The 16,976-nt window shown below is 66.7% G+C and carries 14 protein-coding genes; 7 read left to right on the plus strand and 7 right to left on the minus strand.

The features are described from left to right. Positions 1-2: 2 nt before the first annotated feature. Both ACN2C7_RS01295 and ACN2C7_RS01300 read left to right on the plus strand, forming a co-directional pair. Positions 3-2,144 carry a prolyl oligopeptidase family serine peptidase gene (locus ACN2C7_RS01295; RefSeq protein WP_419319387.1) on the plus strand — a complete coding sequence of 714 codons (2,142 nt, stop codon included), beginning with the start codon at positions 3-5 and terminating at the stop codon, positions 2,142-2,144. A gap of 112 nt (positions 2,145-2,256) precedes the next feature. After that, positions 2,257-3,351, plus strand: a complete 1,095-nt coding sequence (locus ACN2C7_RS01300; RefSeq protein ID WP_419319388.1) for a GNAT family N-acetyltransferase — start codon at positions 2,257-2,259, stop codon at positions 3,349-3,351. Between the two features lie 174 nt (positions 3,352-3,525). Here the strand turns inward: ACN2C7_RS01300 and ACN2C7_RS01305 are convergent, their stop codons facing one another. The 3 genes from ACN2C7_RS01305 to ACN2C7_RS01315 all read right to left on the minus strand — a co-directional run bounded on the left by ACN2C7_RS01305 (position 3,526) and on the right by ACN2C7_RS01315 (position 5,473). Continuing rightward, entirely contained in the window at positions 3,526-3,861 is a 336-nt protein-coding gene (locus tag ACN2C7_RS01305) for a DUF2218 domain-containing protein (RefSeq protein ID WP_419319389.1), read from the minus strand. 11 nt (positions 3,862-3,872) lie between these two features. Then, entirely contained in the window at positions 3,873-4,451 is a 579-nt protein-coding gene (locus tag ACN2C7_RS01310; RefSeq protein WP_419319390.1) for a PadR family transcriptional regulator, read from the minus strand. A gap of 125 nt (positions 4,452-4,576) precedes the next feature. Further along, the gene (locus ACN2C7_RS01315) at positions 4,577-5,473 is read right to left on the minus strand and encodes a hydrogen peroxide-inducible genes activator (protein WP_419319391.1); all 897 of its coding nucleotides are present in this window, start codon (positions 5,471-5,473) and stop codon (positions 4,577-4,579) included. A gap of 124 nt (positions 5,474-5,597) precedes the next feature. Here ACN2C7_RS01315 and ahpC point away from each other — a divergent pair, with 124 nt between their 5' ends. The 3 genes from ahpC (at position 5,598) to ACN2C7_RS01330 (ending at position 9,535) form a co-directional block, all read left to right on the plus strand. Then, complete coding sequence (gene ahpC, locus ACN2C7_RS01320; protein ID WP_419319392.1) at positions 5,598-6,161, plus strand: alkyl hydroperoxide reductase subunit C; 564 nt, start codon at positions 5,598-5,600, stop codon at positions 6,159-6,161. Between the two features lie 153 nt (positions 6,162-6,314). After that, entirely contained in the window at positions 6,315-7,919 is a 1,605-nt protein-coding gene (ahpF, locus tag ACN2C7_RS01325) for an alkyl hydroperoxide reductase subunit F (protein ID WP_419319393.1), read from the plus strand. Between the two features lie 239 nt (positions 7,920-8,158). Continuing rightward, positions 8,159-9,535 (plus strand): intermediate filament-like cell shape determinant CreS, encoded by a 1,377-nt coding sequence (locus ACN2C7_RS01330; RefSeq protein ID WP_419319394.1) that lies wholly within the window; start codon positions 8,159-8,161, stop codon positions 9,533-9,535. 206 nt (positions 9,536-9,741) lie between these two features. Here the strand turns inward: ACN2C7_RS01330 and ACN2C7_RS01335 are convergent, their stop codons facing one another. Continuing rightward, positions 9,742-10,266, minus strand: coding sequence for an SRPBCC family protein (locus tag ACN2C7_RS01335; RefSeq protein WP_419319395.1), 525 nt, complete (start codon positions 10,264-10,266; stop codon positions 9,742-9,744). A gap of 291 nt (positions 10,267-10,557) precedes the next feature. Between ACN2C7_RS01335 and ACN2C7_RS01340 the strand changes: the two genes are divergently transcribed. Continuing rightward, positions 10,558-11,778: a PLP-dependent aminotransferase family protein gene (locus ACN2C7_RS01340; protein ID WP_419319396.1), complete on the plus strand. Its 1,221-nt coding sequence runs from the start codon at positions 10,558-10,560 to the stop codon at positions 11,776-11,778. Between the two features lie 129 nt (positions 11,779-11,907). Here the strand turns inward: ACN2C7_RS01340 and ACN2C7_RS01345 are convergent, their stop codons facing one another. Together ACN2C7_RS01345 and ACN2C7_RS01350 are read right to left on the minus strand one after the other, a co-directional pair. Next, positions 11,908-12,888 (minus strand): TraB/GumN family protein, encoded by a 981-nt coding sequence (locus ACN2C7_RS01345; protein ID WP_419319397.1) that lies wholly within the window; start codon positions 12,886-12,888, stop codon positions 11,908-11,910. Between the two features lie 155 nt (positions 12,889-13,043). Beyond that, positions 13,044-15,170, minus strand: a complete 2,127-nt coding sequence (locus ACN2C7_RS01350) for a M3 family metallopeptidase (protein ID WP_419319398.1) — start codon at positions 15,168-15,170, stop codon at positions 13,044-13,046. A 146-nt stretch (positions 15,171-15,316) separates the two neighbouring features. Between ACN2C7_RS01350 and ACN2C7_RS01355 the strand changes: the two genes are divergently transcribed. After that, positions 15,317-16,168 carry a glutamate racemase gene (locus ACN2C7_RS01355; RefSeq protein WP_419319399.1) on the plus strand — a complete coding sequence of 284 codons (852 nt, stop codon included), beginning with the start codon at positions 15,317-15,319 and terminating at the stop codon, positions 16,166-16,168. 69 nt (positions 16,169-16,237) lie between these two features. Here the strand turns inward: ACN2C7_RS01355 and ACN2C7_RS01360 are convergent, their stop codons facing one another. Then, a complete protein-coding gene (locus ACN2C7_RS01360) occupies positions 16,238-16,849 on the minus strand; it encodes an energy transducer TonB (protein WP_419319400.1) in 612 nt (203 codons plus the stop codon). Positions 16,850-16,976: the final 127 nt, after the last annotated feature.

Raw genomic sequence — 16,976 nt, forward strand, 5'->3', positions numbered from 1 at the left:
CCATGCGTCGCCTTGTCCTTGCCCTGTTAGCGTCCATGAGCCTGATGACCGCATCTCACGCCGCCGAACCCACCGCCCCGGTCCCTGCCGAGGCGCGCACGCCGTTGTCGGAACTGGGCAAGAACGATCCCTATCTGTGGATGGAGGAGATCGAAGGGACCCGGGCCATGGACTGGGCCAGGGCCCAGAACGGCAAGACCCTGCCGGTGCTGCAGGGCGACGCCCGCTATGCCGGCCTGGAAGCCCAGGCCCTGGCGATCCTCAACGCCAAGGACCGGGTGCCCAGCGTGTCGTTCACCGGCGACGGGTCCCTGCGCAACTTCTGGCAGGACGCGACCCATGTGCGCGGCCTGTGGCGCACGACCACGCTGGACAGCTACCGCACGGCCGAGCCGGTCTGGGAGACGATCCTCGACATCGACGCCCTGTCGAAAGCCGAGAGCGCCAACTGGGTGTTCAAGGGCGCTTCGTGTCTCCCGCCGGAAGAGACGCGCTGCCTGATCACCCTGTCGGACGGCGGCAAGGACGCCGTGACGGTTCGCGAGTTTGACACCACGACCAAGAGCTTCGTGGCGGGCGGCTTCACCCTGCCCGAGGGCAAGCAGGACTATAGCTGGCTGGATCGGGATACCCTGCTGGTCGGTCGCGAGTGGGAGCCCGGTCAGGTCACCAAGTCGGGCTATGCCTATGTGCTGAAGACCGTCAAACGCGGCCAGCCGCTGTCGGCGGCGCAGGAGGTCTATCGCGGGACCGAGACCGACGTGTCGGTCAGCCCCTTCGTGCTGCGCGACGCCGATGGCGTCACCCAGGCGGTGATCGCCTATCGCGGCGTGACCTTCTTCGAGAGCGAAAAGCACCTGCTGACCGACAAGGGCGCGGTCAAGCTGGACCTGCCGCTGAAAAGCTCGATCCAGGCCTATGTCGCCGGCCAGATGGTGGTGTTGCTGGAGCAGGACTGGGCCGACAAGGGCTTCAAGACCGGCGACCTGATCAGCTTCGACCTGGCCGCCCTGAAGGCCGCCCCGACCAGCGCCAAGGCGACCCTCGTTCTGCGTCCGACGGCGAAACAGTCGGTGGAGCAGGTCACCACCACCCGCACCAGGCTGGTCGTGGCCCTGCTGGACAACGTCAAGGGCGCGGCCCGGGTGCTGACCCATGGCGCCGAGGGCTGGACGTCGCAGGACCTGGCCCTGCCGGCCAATTCCGCGATCGGCCTGGGCTCCAGCGCCGAGACGGACGAGCGCCTGTTCGTCACCGTCACCGGCTATCTGACGCCCTCGACCTTCTGGCTGGCTGACGCCGGCAGCCTGAAGCTGGAACAGGTCAAGGCCTCTCCGGCCCGTTTTGACGCTTCAACCCATGTGGTCGAGCAGTTCGAGGCCACCAGCACCGACGGGACGAAGATCCCCTACTTCGTCGTGCGGCCCAAGGGCGTGAAATACGACGGTAGCGCCCCCACCCTGCTCTACGCCTATGGCGGCTTCCAGGTGTCGATGACGCCCGGCTATTCAGGCGTGATGGGCAAGCTGTGGCTGGAGCGCGGCGGCACATACGTGGTCGCCAATATCCGCGGCGGCGGTGAGTTCGGCCCGGCCTGGCATTCGGCGGGCCTCAAGGAGAACCGCCAGAAGGTCTATGACGACTTCTTCGCCGTCAGCCAGGACCTGATCGACCGCAGGATCACCTCGCCCCGGCGGCTGGGGATCATGGGCGGCAGCAACGGCGGCCTGTTGATGGGCGTGGCTCTGACCCAGCGGCCCGAGCTCTACAACGCCATCGTCGTGCAGGTGCCGTTGTTCGACATGATCCGCTACAGCCAGATCGGGGCCGGGGCCTCGTGGGTTGGCGAGTATGGCGACCCGGCCATACCGTCGGAGCGGGCCGTGATCGAGCGGTATGACCCCTATTCGAACCTGAAAGCCGGCCAGAACTATCCGGAAGTCTTCATCGAGACCTCGACCAAGGACGACCGCGTCCACCCCGCCCACGCCCGCAAGGCGGCGGCGCGTCTGGAAGCGCTGGGCTACCCCGTCCTCTATTACGAGAACATCGACGGCGGGCACGCGGCCTCGGCCAACCTGGCCGAAACCGCCCGCCGCCAGGCCCTGGAATATGTGTATCTGTCGCGCAAGCTGATGGATTAATTCAGTAAAACGGCCCTACCCAAAACGGGGTTTCGTCAACACTAGGGAAAGCTATCTGGGTCAGACTCGCGGCCGACCAGATCGGTCGTGAGTCGCCCAGAGCCCATCGTCCTTGAAGATTGAAGTCGTTCCCGCGCTGGAGCTGAGCCTCACAGACATCGACCGCTGGTCGAGCCTGCAGGTGGGTCAGGCGCGCCTGGACTCGCCCTTCCTGTCGCCGCGCTGGACCCAGGCCGTGGCCCGGGCCCGCGCGGCGACCGGCAAGAAGGCCGGCGAGATCAAGGTCGCCATCCTGCGCGCCGAAGACGGCCAGGCCATCGGCTTCCTGCCCGCCCGGGTTCGCGCCGATGTCGGCATGCCGGTCGGCGCCCCGATGTGCGACTATCAGGCCCTGGTCTCGGCCCCCGGCGTCGCGATGGATCCGCGCCAGCTGCTGACCGCCCTGCACGTCCATCGCCTCGATTTCTGCCACATGCAGGCTGACGACGAGACCCTGGCCCGCCACGGTCGCGGCCAGACCGAGTCCTGGATTGTCGAGATCCCGGACGGCTACGCCGCCTATGAAGCCGGACGCAGGGCCGCCGGCTCGGGCGTGCTCAAGGACATCGACAAGAAACGCCGCAAGGTCGAGCGCGAGGTCGGCCCGGCCGTCTTCACCGCGATGTCGGAGTCGCGCGCCGATTTCGACCAGCTGATCGCCTGGAAACGCGCCCAGCTGATCGCCACCGGCCAGACTGACTATTTCAGGACGCCCTGGGTCATGGACCTGGTCAACGCCCTGTTCGCGACCCGCGACCCCGTCTTCGGCGGCGGGCTCTACACCCTGCACCTGGGCGGCAAGCTGGCCGCCGTGCACCTGCACCTGCGGGGCGCCCACACCGTCCATGGCTGGCTGATCGCCCACAATGCCGCGCTCGAACGCTATTCGCCCGGCCTGATGCTGTTCCAGGACATTCTGAGAAGCATGGACGGCACGCCTTACGACCGTCTCGACCTCGGGGCCGGCGACTACCGCTTCAAGCGTGAACTCTCCAACGCCCAGCAGACCGTGGTGTTCGGCTTCCTGGGCTCGCCCTCACCCGCCACCTTCGTGCGCCAGGCCGCCTATGGCGTGCGCCACATGGCCGAGTCCCTGCCGCTGGGCCGGATGTCGGAACTGCCCGGCAAGGCGATGCGCCGGCTGGACCTGCTGCGCGGGCTGCACTGAGTTCGATTGCTGATTTTCTGAATCCGCTCTCCCCGGCGAAGGCCGGGGCCCAGATTCAGCCTGAGCGTCTGGGGATGACGCGCCTTCCGACCTAGCCAAACCGATGACCGCTCGGGGTTCGATCTGGACCCCGGCTTTCGCCGGGGAGAGCGGAAGAGGGCGCCGAGGCGTTCACTAACCCTTCAGCCCCACCCGCAGCGCCGGCGGATCGATCCGCCCGGCGTCCCAGGCGCGGGTCCAGGCCAGCTTCTCCACGCCTTCACGGAAAGCAAAGCGCAGCAGATGCTCGGCGACCACGTCTTCCAGTCGGGCCAGGCCGTCGAGGCCGGAGGTCTCGACAGTGATGTCCAGGCCGGTCTCGTCGGCCAGCATCCGGCAGTCCCCGATCGGCAGGGGAATGCGGGCGGTGGTCTCGTCGAAGGTGACCACGAACTTGTGGCTCCAGTGCTTGGCCAGTTGGGTCATGTAGCGGGCGCCCTTGTCGGTGGTCAGGCGGGCATGGCTCTGCATCAGGGTCTCCATCAGATGCGCTCGATGACGCCGGCCGCGTCGTCCAGGGCCTTGGCGATCTTCTCGACCTGCTCGGCCGACAGCTGGCCGGCGGTCAGCCGCAGACGCAGGGCGGTCTTGAGGTTTTCCCGGGCCCGCAGGATCTGCGGCGAGAAGGCGGCGCTGCGGGCGGCGGCCTCGGCCATGCGCTCGAACAGGCTCTTCACCGGCTGGGCGTTGGCTTCGAGGAAGGCTTCGCCCTCGGGGGTGATGGTGTGCAGCTTCTTGCCGCCGCCGGCCTCGGTGACGGTGATGTAGCCCAGCTCTTCCAGCAGGGTCAGGGTGGGATAGACCACGCCCGGGCTGGGGGTATAGGCGCCGCCGGCCGCCGTTTCGATGGCCTTGATCAGCTCATAGCCGTGGCTGGGCTGCTGGGCGATCAGCTTGAGAACCACGAAGCGCAGGTCGCCGTGGTCGAAGAACCGGCCCATGCGACCGCCGCCCCGGCCCGGTCCGCGTCCGTGGTGGTCATGGCCGTGAAAGCCGAAGGGGTGACGGCTGTGGTGGCCGCCATCGCGGCCGCCGTGGTGGTGATGGTGTCGTCCAAACATGTCGTTTCGATCCTATTTCGTTATATCGAAACAATAGATATATCGGATCGGTCGAAAGGCAAGAGCGTATTTAGATATATCTGATTATCGCGTTTTAGGCCGCTCGACCGGCCCTGACGCCGCGATCAGACGGCCTGCAGCGTTTCGGCCAGCAGGCGCCCCTCGGCCGCGCGGGTGGAGCCCGCCCGCCAGGCCACCACGATCTCGCGACTGGAGTGGGCGTGATCCAGCGGCCGCACGGTGACGGCGGCGTTGTCGGTCAGGCCCGCCTGCACCGCCATGGCCGGCAGGAACGAGATGCCCAGGCCCGAGCCGATCATCTGCACCAGGGTCGGCAGGGAGGTGGCGGCGAAGCTTTCCTCGTCGCCAAACGCCTTGGGGGCCTCCAGCCCGCAGGCGGCCAGGGCGTGGTCGCGCAGGCAGTGGCCGTCCTCCAGCAGGATCAGGTCATCGCCGGCCAGGCTGTCGGGATCGACCCGGACCGAAGCGGCCATCGGATGGTTGGCGGGGGCGGCGGCCAGCAGTTCGTCATCCTCGACATGGGCCCAGTCCAGGCCCGACATGTCATAGGGCAGGGCGATCAGGGCGGCGTCCAGGGCGCCGGCCTTGAGGCTGGCGATCAGGCGCTGGGTCAGGTCCTCGCGCAGGAACAGCCGCAGCTTGGGGAAGCGGTCACGCAGCACGGGCAGGGCGCGCGGCAGCAGGTAGGGGGCGATGGTCGGGATAACGCCCAGCCGGAACCGGCCGGCCAGCGGCAGGCCCGCGCCGCGCGCCGCCTGCACCAGATCCTCGGTGCGGGTCAGGATGTCCTGGGCCCGGCGCACGGCCTCCTGGCCGGCGGCGGTCAGGATCACGCCCGAGCGCGCCCGGTCGACCACGGGCGCCCCGAGGATCTTTTCCAGTTCCTGGATCCCCGCCGACAGGGTGGGCTGGGTGACATGGGCGCTCTCGGCGGCGCGGCTGAACGAGCCGTGCTCCGACAGAAGCTTCAGATATTGCAGTTGGCGCAGGGTGGGCAGCATGCCGTCCCTATAGAGCCTTCAGGGCGAGGCGTATAGAAAGAACCTATCCACGGGAATGATTTAATCGATTGGACCTATCGAGCGGCGCTGGATAGACAGGCTTCACCCATTTACGGAGCACGCCATGTCCCTGATTAACACCACCATCAAACCCTTCACGGCCGAAGCCCTCAAGAACGGCAAGTTCATTACCGTCAGCGACGCCGACCTGAAGGGCAAGTGGTCGGTCGTGTTCTTCTATCCGGCTGACTTCACCTTCGTCTGCCCGACGGAGCTGGAAGACCTGGCCGACAACTACGCCGAGTTCCAGAAGCTGGGCGTCGAGATCTATTCGGTGTCGACCGACACCCACTTCGCCCACAAGGCCTGGCACGACACCTCGGAAGCCGTGGGCAAGATCGCCTACACCATGGTCGGCGACCCGACCGGCACGATCACCCGCAACTTCGACGTGATGATCGAGGAAGTCGGCCTGGCGGACCGCGGCACCTTCGTCGTCGACCCGGACGGCAAGATCCAGATTGTCGAAATCACCGCCGGCGGCATCGGCCGTGACGCCCTGGAACTGCTGCGCAAGGTCAAGGCCGCCCAGTACGTCGCCGCCCACCCGGGCGAAGTCTGCCCGGCCAAGTGGGAAGAAGGCGAAAAGACCCTGAAGCCTTCGCTCGACCTCGTCGGCAAGATCTAAAGCCTAAGCCTACCTGCCGGCCCGCAAGGGTTGGTGATACGGCGCCGTCGTCCGCTGATCGTCTCCCCACGGAGCCGGCGGCGGCGCCCCCTTCCCAAAATTTCGCGCGTTTCCTGATCACAGGACAATTGCGCCTCGCATTCGGAGCCCGCCATGTTGGACGAAGGTCTGAAGACCCAGCTGAACGCCTATCTGCAGAACCTGCGCCAGCCGATCGAACTGGTCGCCTCGCTGGGCGAGGACGCGGGCTCGAAAGAGATGCTGGCGCTGCTCAAAGACGTGGCCGGGACCTCTGACAAGGTCAGCCTCAACCTGGCCGGAAACGATGCGCGCAAGCCGTCGTTCGCCATCACCCGCGCGGCGGGCGATGCGCCCCAAGACAAGGTTGGCGTCCGGTTCGCCGGCCTGCCGCTGGGCCACGAGTTCACCTCGCTGGTGCTGGCCCTGCTGCACGTGGGCGGCCATCCGCCCAAGGTCGACGCCGAGGTGCTGGACCAAGTTCGCGCTTTGGAGGGCCCGTTCCACTTCGAGACCTACTTCTCGCAGAGCTGCCAGAACTGTCCGGACGTGGTCCAGGCGCTCAACACCATGGCCGCCCTGAACCCCAACATCACCCACGTCGCCATCGACGGCGCCCTGTTCAAGGATGAGGTCGAGCAGCGCCAGGTCATGGCCGTGCCGACCATCCTGCTGAACGGCCAGCCCTTCGGCCAGGGCCGCATGGACCTGGAACAGATCCTGGCCAAGCTGGACACCGGCGCCGTCGCCCGCGCGGCCGAGAAGATCAAGACCAAGGCCGCGTTCGATGTTCTGGTGATCGGCGGCGGCCCCGCCGGGGCCGCAGCGGCGATCTATGCCGCCCGCAAGGGCATCCGCACCGGCGTCGCGGCCGAGCGCTTCGGCGGCCAGGTGCTGGACACCATGGCCATCGAGAACTTCATCTCGGTCTCGCACACCGAGGGTCCCAAGCTGGTCTCGGGCCTGGAGCAGCACGTCAAGGACTATGACGTCGACATCATGAACCTGCAGAAGGCCGTGGGTCTGGTTCCGGCCAAGACCCCGGGCGGCCTGATCGAGGTCAAGCTGGAGAACGGCGCCATCCTGAAGTCGCGCAGCGTGATCCTCTCGACCGGCGCCCGCTGGCGCAACGTCAATGTGCCCGGCGAAACCGAGTACAAGAACCGTGGCGTGGCCTATTGCCCGCACTGCGACGGCCCGCTGTACAAGGGCAAGCGCGTGGCGGTGATCGGCGGCGGCAACAGCGGCGTCGAGGCGGCCATCGACCTGGCCGGCATCGTCGCCCACGTGACCCTGATCGAGTTCGACAACCAGCTGCGGGCCGACGCGGTGCTGCAGCGCAAGCTGGCCAGCCTGCCCAATGTGGCCGTCGTCACCTCGGCCATGACCACCGAGATCCACGGCGACGGCGCCAAGGTCAACGGCCTGACCTACAAGGACCGGGGCAGCGACGAGACCCACCGCATCGACCTGGAAGGCGTGTTCGTGCAGATCGGCCTGGTGCCCAACACCGAATGGCTGAAGGACAGCGGCGTCGCCCTCTCCAATCGCGGCGAGATCGAAGTGGATTATCGCGGCGAAACCTCGATCCCCGGCGTGTTCGCCGCCGGCGATGCGACCACCACGCCCTACAAGCAGATCATCATCGCCATGGGCGAGGGGTCCAAGGCCTCGCTGTCGGCCTTTGACTACCTGATCCGCCTGGAGCCGGCCCAAACGGCGGAGCAGGCGGCGGCCTGAACGCCGTCCCCGGACGATCCTGTGAGCCGTCGCGTCTGACCTTGCCGGTCGGCGCGGCGGCTTTCGCGTCGCAGGCGAACCGAGAGGGCAAGGTTCAGCGCGGGTGCGACGCTAGCGCCCTCGACATTCGCCTTGACCTTCGACTATTTTGTTAACTTCTGGGCAAGGGATTCGGGGCTTGGCGGCTATCGTGCCGTCGGCGCTCACGGGGCCTTGGGTTGATCAAGGGGATGGGCGAGATGCGGCTTCTGTCGAAGAACGTGCGTGACACGAAGACCGTCAAGCCGGCCATGCTGGTCGAAGACGCCGGGCGGCCGGAATTCGCTGAGCGGCTGATCGAATCCACCCAGGCCATCGGCGTCCGTTATGAGACCATCCATGGCGGCCTCGACAGCATCAGCCGCGTCGTAGAGCACCTGCGGGCCATCGAGCCTCTGCTGGCCGAGATCCGCCAGCCGGTCGCCGAAGAGTTCGAAGCCCGCCGCGCCGAGCACGCTGAACTGATCGCCCTGCGCACGAATTACGAACAGGCCCTGCGCCAGGTCGCCCTGGCCCAGACCGAGGAGCGCGAGCTCACCGCCAAGCTGGCCGTCACCCGCACGGCGCTGGGCGAATCCGACGCCCGCATCCAGGCCCAGGACTCCACCCTTGAGGACAATGCCCTCGAGATCGATCGCCTGCGCAACGGCCTGCTGCAGTCCGATCTCAAGGTCGGCAATCTCGACGCCTCGCTGCGCGACGCTACCGCCCGCATCGAACATCTGGTTCAGGACGTCGACACCCTGCGCACCCAGAGCCAGGACATCGACACCCGCCGCGGCGAGGCCGAGGCCTCGCTGGCCCGCGCCAACCAGGAAAACGCCCTCCTCGTCGAGGAAGTGGCGACCCTGAAGAAGCGCATCGACCAGGCCGGCATCGACATCGCCCGCCTGTCGCGCATCGAAACCGATCTGGAAGCCCAGATCGCCGCCGAACGCGCGCGCATCCAGGCCGCTGAAAACGCCCTGGCCGTGCACCAGGCCGATAGCGGCCGCACCATTCGCGGCCTGGAAAGCCAGGTCGAGGCCGGCCGCGCCGAGATCTCGGCCCTGCAGACCCGTCTGGAAACCGCGACCGGCCGCGCCGACAAGCTGGAAGAAATGAACGGCCAGATCTCGCAGCGCCTGGCCGAGTCCAGCGCCCAGCAGCAGGCCGTCGAACGCCGGGCCGGTGATCTGAACGTCGCCCTGGAACGCGCCCTCGACCGCATCCGCTCGCTGGAAGACGAGGGCGAAGGCCTGCGTCAGCGTCACGCCGGCGTCGACACCGCCCGCGCCGCCGCCATCGAGCGCGCCGACCAGCTGGCCAAGGCCGCCGTCGCCCACGACAAGACCCTGCAACGGGCCGAGGAGCGCGCCAACCAGCTGCGCGTCCGCCTGGAAGTCATGCAGGAGGCCCAGGATACCGCGCGCCGCCAGAACGAGGAAAAGCTCGGCGAGCTGCAGGCCCAGATCGAGCGCCTCACCTCCGAAGCCGCCCTGTCCGAAGGCGCCCTGGAAGCGGCCCGCCGCGACCGCTCGCGCCTGCAAATGGCCCTGCTGGGCGCCACCGAAGGCGATATGGCCCAGGCCGGCTAAACCTTTCCCCCGACCCCAAAGTCCGGAAAAGGGCGGCCCTCGTGGCCGCCCTTTTTTGTTGGGGCTTTCCTGTGTCATCCCGGCCGGAAGGCCGCGTAGCGGCCTGTAGAGCCGGGACCGATCCGGAGCGCAGCGTTCAGGCGTCGGTCCCGGATCTGCGCGCTACGCGCTTGTCCGGGATGACAATGAGTTCAGCGCTTAATCCGTTATGGGTTTCCGGTCTCGACCTGGCGCTTGAGCCGCGCGACCTGCTGGCCGATCACGCCATCGACCGGCGCGGCGATCGCATTGAGACCGCCCTTCATGTAGCCGCCGACGTCATAGGTGACGGTCAGGGTGGTCTTGCCGGCCGTGTCCGCCAGCCCAAAGCTCAGATGGCCGGCCGCGCCGCTGCTTTGCAGCGGACCCAGCGCCCCGAACAGCACCAGCTTCTGGTTGGGCGAGGCGTTGACGGTGCTCATGTGCAGCACCGAGCCGCCGTCCGGCAGCCTTTCGCAGAAGCAGCCGCCCGAGGCCGGGGCCAGCGACAGGTTGGCCGCCGAACCCGACCAGGTGTGGCGGCTGTCCCACCAGGTGGAGGGTTGGACGAGGGCAGCCCAGACCCGGGCGGCCGGAGCGGCGATCTCGACCTCGTGCCGAACCTGGAAACCGCCGGGGGTGGCGTCGGTGACCTCGGCGCGGGCGGCCGTGGCGGTCAGCACCAGGGCGGCGACGGAAATCCAGAGCTTCATGTGACGCTTCCCCGTTGATGACGCCTCGCAGGGTTCCCGCCGTGCGCCTCCGTCGTCAAGCGATCGACGCTTAAACCTTGTCCAGGGGCGCCGGGGGCGTTCCCTTCGCGGAATGATCGCGCTAGGCTTTGCCCATGACCACGACCCAGAGCGGTCGCCGGGGCTTTGGGCTCCGTCGCGCGCAGGACCTTATCCGCTCCGTATGACGCTCCTGACCTGATCGGGCGAGACGCCGCGCGTGCGGCTCATGGACGGCCAAGCCGTCAGCGAAATCTACGGACATTCAACGACATGACCATCACCACTCCCGACTGGGCCACGCGTTTCAGCGAGCGCATGAGCCGCGTCCGCGCCAGCGAGATCCGCGAACTTCTGAAGCTGCTGGATCAGCCCGACATCCTGTCGTTCGCCGGCGGCATCCCAAATCCGGGCCTCTTTCCCACCCAACGCATCCAGGCCGGCTATGACGCCATCCTGGCCGATCCGAAACTGGCGGCCCAGGCCCTGCAATATTCGGTCAGCGAGGGCTATCTGCCCCTGCGCGACTGGATCGCCGAGCGCATGACCCGCGACGGCATGCCGTGCGACGCCGGCAACATCATGCTGACCGCCGGCTCGCAGCAGGCCCTGGACCTGCTGGGCAAGCTGTTCCTGACCCGGGGCGACACGGTGATGGTGGCCCGGCCCACCTATCTGGGCGCGCTGCAGGCCTTCAACGGCTATGAGCCGGCCTATCTGGATCTGCCGGAAGCCGGACTGGTCGAGGGGCTGGACGCCGCGACGCGCGAGCGGGCGACCGGGGCCCTGGGCTATTTCGTCCCCGACTTCGCCAATCCCACCGGCCAGAGCCTGACCCTGGCCGAGCGCGAGACCCTGCTGGACCTGGCCGGCGATCTTGACATGACCCTGATCGAGGACGCCGCCTATCGCGAGCTGCGCTTCAGCGGCGAGGCCCTGCCGACCCTGCTGTCGCTCGACATCGCCCGGTCGGGCGGGATCGAGGCGGCCCGCACCCTGTTCTGCGGCACCTTCTCCAAGACCCTGTCGCCGGCCCTGCGCATCGGCTGGGTCTGCGGGCCCCGCGCGGTGATCGAGAAGCTGGTGCTGCTGAAACAGGGCGCCGACCTGCATCTCTCGACCATCAACCAGATGGTCGCCCATCGCGCCGTGGTCGAGGGCTATGACCAGCATCTGGGCATGCTGCGATCGGCCTATGGCGCCAACGCCCGCACCATCATGGCTGCCCTGGACCGCCACATGCCGCCCGGCGTCACCTGGTCGCGGCCGCAGGGCGGCATGTTTGTCTGGGTCTGGCTGCCCGAGGGCATGGACGGCAAGGTCGTGCTGGAACGGGCCCTGGCCGAGGAGCGCGTCGCCTTCGTGCCCGGCGAGCCGTTCTTCGCCGAGGTTCCGACCGCCAACGCCCTGCGGCTCAGCTATTCGCTGCCCGACGCGGCTCAGATTGAAGATGGCGTGGCGCGGCTGGCGCGGTTGATTGGGCGGATGGGGTAGGGTCCGAAGCCCCAACTCTTGTCATCCCGGAAGCCTCGCAGAGGCTATCCGGGACCGCCACAAGCGCCGAGCTTCCGGCGGTCCCGGCTCTCCGCTTCGCTGCGGCCGGGATGACAGAATTTATAAGCTCTAATCCGGCGGCGACGTCACCGTCGCCCCGCTCGCCTTCAGCCGGTCCAGCACCCCGTTGGCGGGCAGCAGAAAGGCCAGATCGACCACCGCCACCGTGACGCCGGGCCGGTTCAGGGCGCTCGTCAACGCACTGGCCGACTGCCCGATCTGCTGCTCCAGAAGCTTGCCGCCCCCGGGCGAACGCAGCAGGCAGCGCTGGGCGGCGCTGGCGGAATAGCGGGCGCGGACACTGGCCAGATCGCCGCGCGCCCAGTCCGAACCGATGGTGGTGGGCCGGCCGCCTTCATATTCCAGCTCGTCGAGGGCATCCGTCAGGCAGGCCAGCTGGGCGTCCTTCGACAGCTTGCCGGCGGCGCTGACCACCGCGCTCATGCGGTACTGGCCCATGGCCTTGATCCTGACCTTGCGGGCCCTGGCCATGCGCTCGATCGTGCTGACCGGCTTGGCTTCGGACAGCCCGGCGGCCTGGCGGAAGTCTGACAGCAGCAGGAATCCCGCAATGGCCGGCGTCCAGTTCTTGTACTCGCCGGCGCTCTTCTTGGCTCGGGTGCGGCCCGAGATGAAGCGGGCCTTCAGGTCCGGCGGCAGCTCGTCTTCCAGCCTGTCGCCCAGACCCTGACGCAGGCCCGCGCCGCCCTTGAGCACGAAACCGGCGATCTGGCCCGGACCGACCGAGGCCTTGGGCGGGGCCAGTAACAGGTCGGCCTGATCGAGGGCCCGTTCCAGGCGGGGACTTTTCCAGGCCATCTGATGGGGCAGGGGCGCGGCCGCGCCGACGACATAGAGCTTCGCGCCGCCCTTCTCGACCAGCCAGATCGCAGGACCAGGGGCGCGGGCGACCACCAGCAGTTCCTCGACCACCGCGCTGCCGGGACCGTCGGGGGCGGGCCCCAGGTCGACGGTCTGGGCTTGGACGGTCGCCGTTAAGAGCAGGGCGGCGGTCGCAAGCGCGACGAAAGATGGTTTTACGAACGTCATGTCGTCTCTTTAAACCTTGTCATCCCGGCCGCACCCCGGCGAAGGCCGGGGGGAGAGCCGGGACCCAGGGCCAACGCGTTGCGGCTGCCCCTGGGTCCCGGATAGCCTCTGCGAGGCTTCCGGGATGACAAGCTTTTTGGAGGTGAGAGCGGCGCTTAAGCCCCCGGCGGCACCGGGAAGCCACGATCGCGCATCAGGGCGCCGATCTTCACGTCGCGGCCGCGGAAGGCCTTGAACTGGTCGACCGGATCGACCGAATTGCCCTTGGACATGATGGTGTCGATCAGCCGCTGGCCGGTCGGCTTGTCGTAGAAGCCGCCGGGAGCCTCCTGGAAGGCCTCGGCGACATCGGCGGTCAGGGTGTCGGCCCACAGATAGCTGTAATAGCCGGCCGAATAGCCGTCGCCGGAGAAGACGTGACCGAACTGCGGCGTGCGGTGGCGCATGACGATCTCCCTGGGCATGCCCAGCTTCGTCAGCTCGTCGCGCTCGAACTTGTCCGGATCGATGTCGACGTCGCCGGCCAGGTGCAGCTTCATGTCGATCAGGGCGCTGGCCAGGTATTCGGTGGTGGCGAAGCCCTGGTTGAACTTGTCGGCGGCCTTGATCTTGTCGACCAGGGCCTGGGGGATCGGCTCGCCGGTCTTGTAGTGGACGCAGAACTTGCTCAGCACCTGCGGGGTCGGCAGCCAGTGCTCGTTCAGCTGGCTGGGGAACTCCACATAGTCGCGCGCCACGTTGGTGCCCGACACGGTCGGATAGGTGGCGTTGGCGTTCAGGCCATGGATGGCGTGGCCAAATTCGTGGAACAGGGTGGTGGCGTCATCCCACGAGATCAGCACCGGCTCGCCGGGCGCGCCCTTGATGAAGTTGGAATTGTTGGACACCAGCGTGGTGATCTCGCCCTTGAACCGCTCTTGGGTGCGATAGGCGTTCATCCACGCGCCCGAGCGCTTGCCCTCGCGGGCATAGGGATCAAAGTACCACAGGCCCACATGCTTGCCGGCGCGGGTCACCTCATAGACGGTGATGTCCTCGTGATAGACCGGCAGGCCTTCGACCTTGCTGTACTGGAAGCCATAGACCTCGCCCGAGGCCCAGAACATCGCCTCGCGCAGCTTTTCCAGCTGCATGTACGGCTTCACCTCGTTCATATCGAGGTCGTACTTGGCCTTGCGGACCTTCTCGGCATAGTAGCGATAGTCCCACGGCTCGATCTTGAAGCCGCCCTTTTCCGCATCGACGATGGCCTGCATGGCCGCCACATCGATGGCCACCTGGGCAATGGCCGGGGTCCACACCGCCTCCATCAGGGCCATGGCCCGTTCAGGCGTCTTGGCCATGGCGTTTTCCAGGCGCCAGTGGGCGTGGGTCTTGAAGCCCAGCAGCTTGGCGCGCTCGACGCGCAGCTTGAGGATCTTGGCGATCAGGGCGTTGTTGTCGGTGGCGCCGCCGCCATCGCCGCGATTGACGAAGGCTTTCCAGACCTTCTCGCGGGTGGCGCGCACCGGCGAATAGGTCAGGTAGGGGTCCACGCTGGAGCGCGTGTTGACGATGATGGACTTGCCCGCCAGCTTGCGCTGCGCGGCATTGGACGCTGCATTGCCTTTCAGTGAGTCGGGCAGGCCGACTAGATCGGCCTGCGTCAGCTCGATATAGGTGTTTTCGTCGGCCAGCAGGTTCTGGCTGAACTTGGTGAAATAGCCGGCCATCTCGGTGTTGATCGCCGCGACCCGGGCCTTGGCGGCGGGGTCGAGCTTGGCGCCGGCCCGCACGAAGTTGGTGTAGTAGATCCATAGCACGCGCTGCTGCTCGGAGGTCAGCTTGGCCTTGTCCGGCGAATTGTAGATCGTCTCGATGCGTTTGAAGAGCGCGGCGTTCTGGGTGATCTTGTCGCCGAAGCTGGCCAGCTTGGGGTCCATCTCCTCCTCGACCGTCTGGAACTCCGGCGTGCTCATATTGCCGCCCCAGATGCCGTAATAGCAGTAGAGGTCCGACAGGGTCCGGCCGCTGTCTTCCAGGGCGGCGATGGTGTTGTCGAAGGTCGGCGCGGCGGTGTTGGCGGTGATGGCGTCGATCTCGGCCAGGTTCTTGGCCATGGCCGCTTCCAGGGCCGGCTTGAAGTCGGCGACCTTGACCTTGTCGAAGGCCGGCACGCCGCCATAGGGGCCCGTCCACTTGGCGAGCATGGGATTGCCGTCGGCGGCCATGGCGAAACTCGGATTGAGGGTCGCGGCGACGCCGGTGGCGGCGGCTGATGCGAGGAAGGTACGACGTTGCACGGATGATCTCCGGTGGAAGTGTTGGCGGCGACCCTAGGCCAGCCCCGGGCCGCCGTCACATGACAGGACCGTAACCTTTGACCTCGGCCGAAAAGCGGCAGCGTGGCAGCGTGGACGAAACGCGCGGGCAAGGCTAAACCAGCGCCATGTCCATCGGCGTCTTTGACTCAGGGGTTGGCGGTCTTTCCGTCCACCGCGCTCTCGTGCAACGCCTCCCGCAGGCGGATTTCACCTATCTGGCCGACCAGGCCAACGCGCCCTATGGCGTGCGCACCGGCGAGGAGATCGTCGATCTCACGCGCGCCGGCTGCGAGCGCCTGTTCGAGACCGGGGCCAGTCTGGTCGTTCTGGCCTGCAACACCGCCAGCGCCATCGCTCTGCGCCGTCTGCAGCAGACTTGGCTGCCGGGCTATCGCAAGCAACTGGGCCGCCCCGTCAACATCCTGGGCATCATCGTGCCGACCATCGAGGCGGCCACCGGCCTGCCGTGGGAGCACGAGGCCGAGCGGCGCGGCGACAAGGTCGAACAGCTGGACGTGCTGGGCGTGTTCTCCACCCCCGCCACGGCCCGCTCGCGCGTCTACGAGATCGAGATCGACAAGCGTAAACAGGACCTGGCGGTGTTCTCCCAGCCCTGCGGCGACCTGGTTCCGATGATCGAGGCCGACGCCGGCGCCGTCGAACTGGCCAAGGCCGTCGAGGCCCATGTCCAGGCCCTGAAGACCCGCATCGGTCGCCATCCGGACCGGGTGGTGCTGGGCTGCACCCACTACGAGATCATCGCCGACATCTTCCGCGCCGCCCTGCCGGCCGGCACACCGCTGATCCAGCAGCCCGCCGCGACGGCGGACGCGCTGGAGCTCTATCTGGAGCGTCATCCGGAGCTGGATCCGGGGACGGGCGGCAGCCGGGTTTTCCTGACCACCGGCGAGCCGGGGCCGCAGAACGGTCTGGTCGAGAGCTTCTGGGGCGGCCCGCTGAGGTTTGAGGCGGCTTAGGGGGCGCTTGGGAACGGCGCAGGCCGTTTTCGACCCGTTGCGAACGTTCAAGTTTAGCCAGCGGCGTATCTACCGAGCTTGTTCGACAAACTTTTTAACGAAGGGCGCGCGCGGCAATGTGCGGCAGGCATCGATAGTTTTGTCCCAAACCTTCTTGAATTGCGCGGGATCAGAAGGAATTTCGCCGCGACCAAGGATCGCGCCCATCCCTCGCAATAATGAGTACATCCTACTTTCATTGTTACCTTTTTCAGGGAAAGCCTGCATATACCAAACTGTTTCTACTGTAACTTTCTGACATGTGTATAATGGTAGATCGGCCAAATCTAGTGGATCGAACTCTACCTCAGTTCGGAATTTCTTACTTACCGGTTGACCGTTGGGATCAAGCGCTGGCGTAAATTTCCACTTCGACACGCCGGAGAGAGCTGCAGCATCAAGAATAGGAGAGCGAGAGGACTGCGAGACAGTCAGGTCTACGATCGATCCCGATTCATCGATCACGCCCGCCACCCCAACAGTTCCATAGTGCCCCTGCGCCTGAGCTTCAGCAGGTGTCGGAACGTCCGTCGAGGTGATGACCTGGGCAGCGCGCGCTAAGCCATCAGCGACCGAAAGTTCTGGGAGCAATAGAAGCACGGCAGCCAGCACAAATGGGCACTGCCAATTTAGTTGGATCATCAACTTCTCGCTCCTGGCTTGCATAGATTTGGACTCGCGGCATCCTGCGCTGCCGAACTGGCGAGCAACATAGGTTGCAGCTTGGTGATACGACTATTTAGGCGTGTCTCTACCTTTCAAAGGTTAG

Origin of the sequence: Caulobacter sp. ErkDOM-E, from assembly GCF_048541895.1 — a bacterium.
Lineage (GTDB): Bacteria > Pseudomonadota > Alphaproteobacteria > Caulobacterales > Caulobacteraceae > Caulobacter.

Excerpts from the sequence above, each read along its gene's own strand:
- ACN2C7_RS01345 (WP_419319397.1), bottom strand. The coding sequence starts at position 12,888 with ATGACGTTCGTAAAACCATCTTTCGTCGCGCTTGCGACCGCCGCCCTG.
- ahpF (WP_419319393.1), top strand. The coding sequence starts at position 6,315 with ATGTTGGACGAAGGTCTGAAGACCCAGCTGAACGCCTATCTGCAGAAC.
- ACN2C7_RS01305 (WP_419319389.1), bottom strand. The coding sequence starts at position 3,861 with ATGCAGAGCCATGCCCGCCTGACCACCGACAAGGGCGCCCGCTACATG.
- ACN2C7_RS01310 (WP_419319390.1), bottom strand. The coding sequence starts at position 4,451 with ATGTTTGGACGACACCATCACCACCACGGCGGCCGCGATGGCGGCCAC.
- ACN2C7_RS01330 (WP_419319394.1), top strand. The coding sequence starts at position 8,159 with ATGCGGCTTCTGTCGAAGAACGTGCGTGACACGAAGACCGTCAAGCCG.
- ACN2C7_RS01340 (WP_419319396.1), top strand. The coding sequence starts at position 10,558 with ATGACCATCACCACTCCCGACTGGGCCACGCGTTTCAGCGAGCGCATG.
- ACN2C7_RS01360 (WP_419319400.1), bottom strand. The coding sequence starts at position 16,849 with ATGATCCAACTAAATTGGCAGTGCCCATTTGTGCTGGCTGCCGTGCTT.
- ACN2C7_RS01315 (WP_419319391.1), bottom strand. The coding sequence starts at position 5,473 with ATGCTGCCCACCCTGCGCCAACTGCAATATCTGAAGCTTCTGTCGGAG.
- ACN2C7_RS01355 (WP_419319399.1), top strand. The coding sequence starts at position 15,317 with ATGTCCATCGGCGTCTTTGACTCAGGGGTTGGCGGTCTTTCCGTCCAC.
- ACN2C7_RS01295 (WP_419319387.1), top strand. The coding sequence starts at position 3 with ATGCGTCGCCTTGTCCTTGCCCTGTTAGCGTCCATGAGCCTGATGACC.
- ahpC (WP_419319392.1), top strand. The coding sequence starts at position 5,598 with ATGTCCCTGATTAACACCACCATCAAACCCTTCACGGCCGAAGCCCTC.
- ACN2C7_RS01335 (WP_419319395.1), bottom strand. The coding sequence starts at position 10,266 with ATGAAGCTCTGGATTTCCGTCGCCGCCCTGGTGCTGACCGCCACGGCC.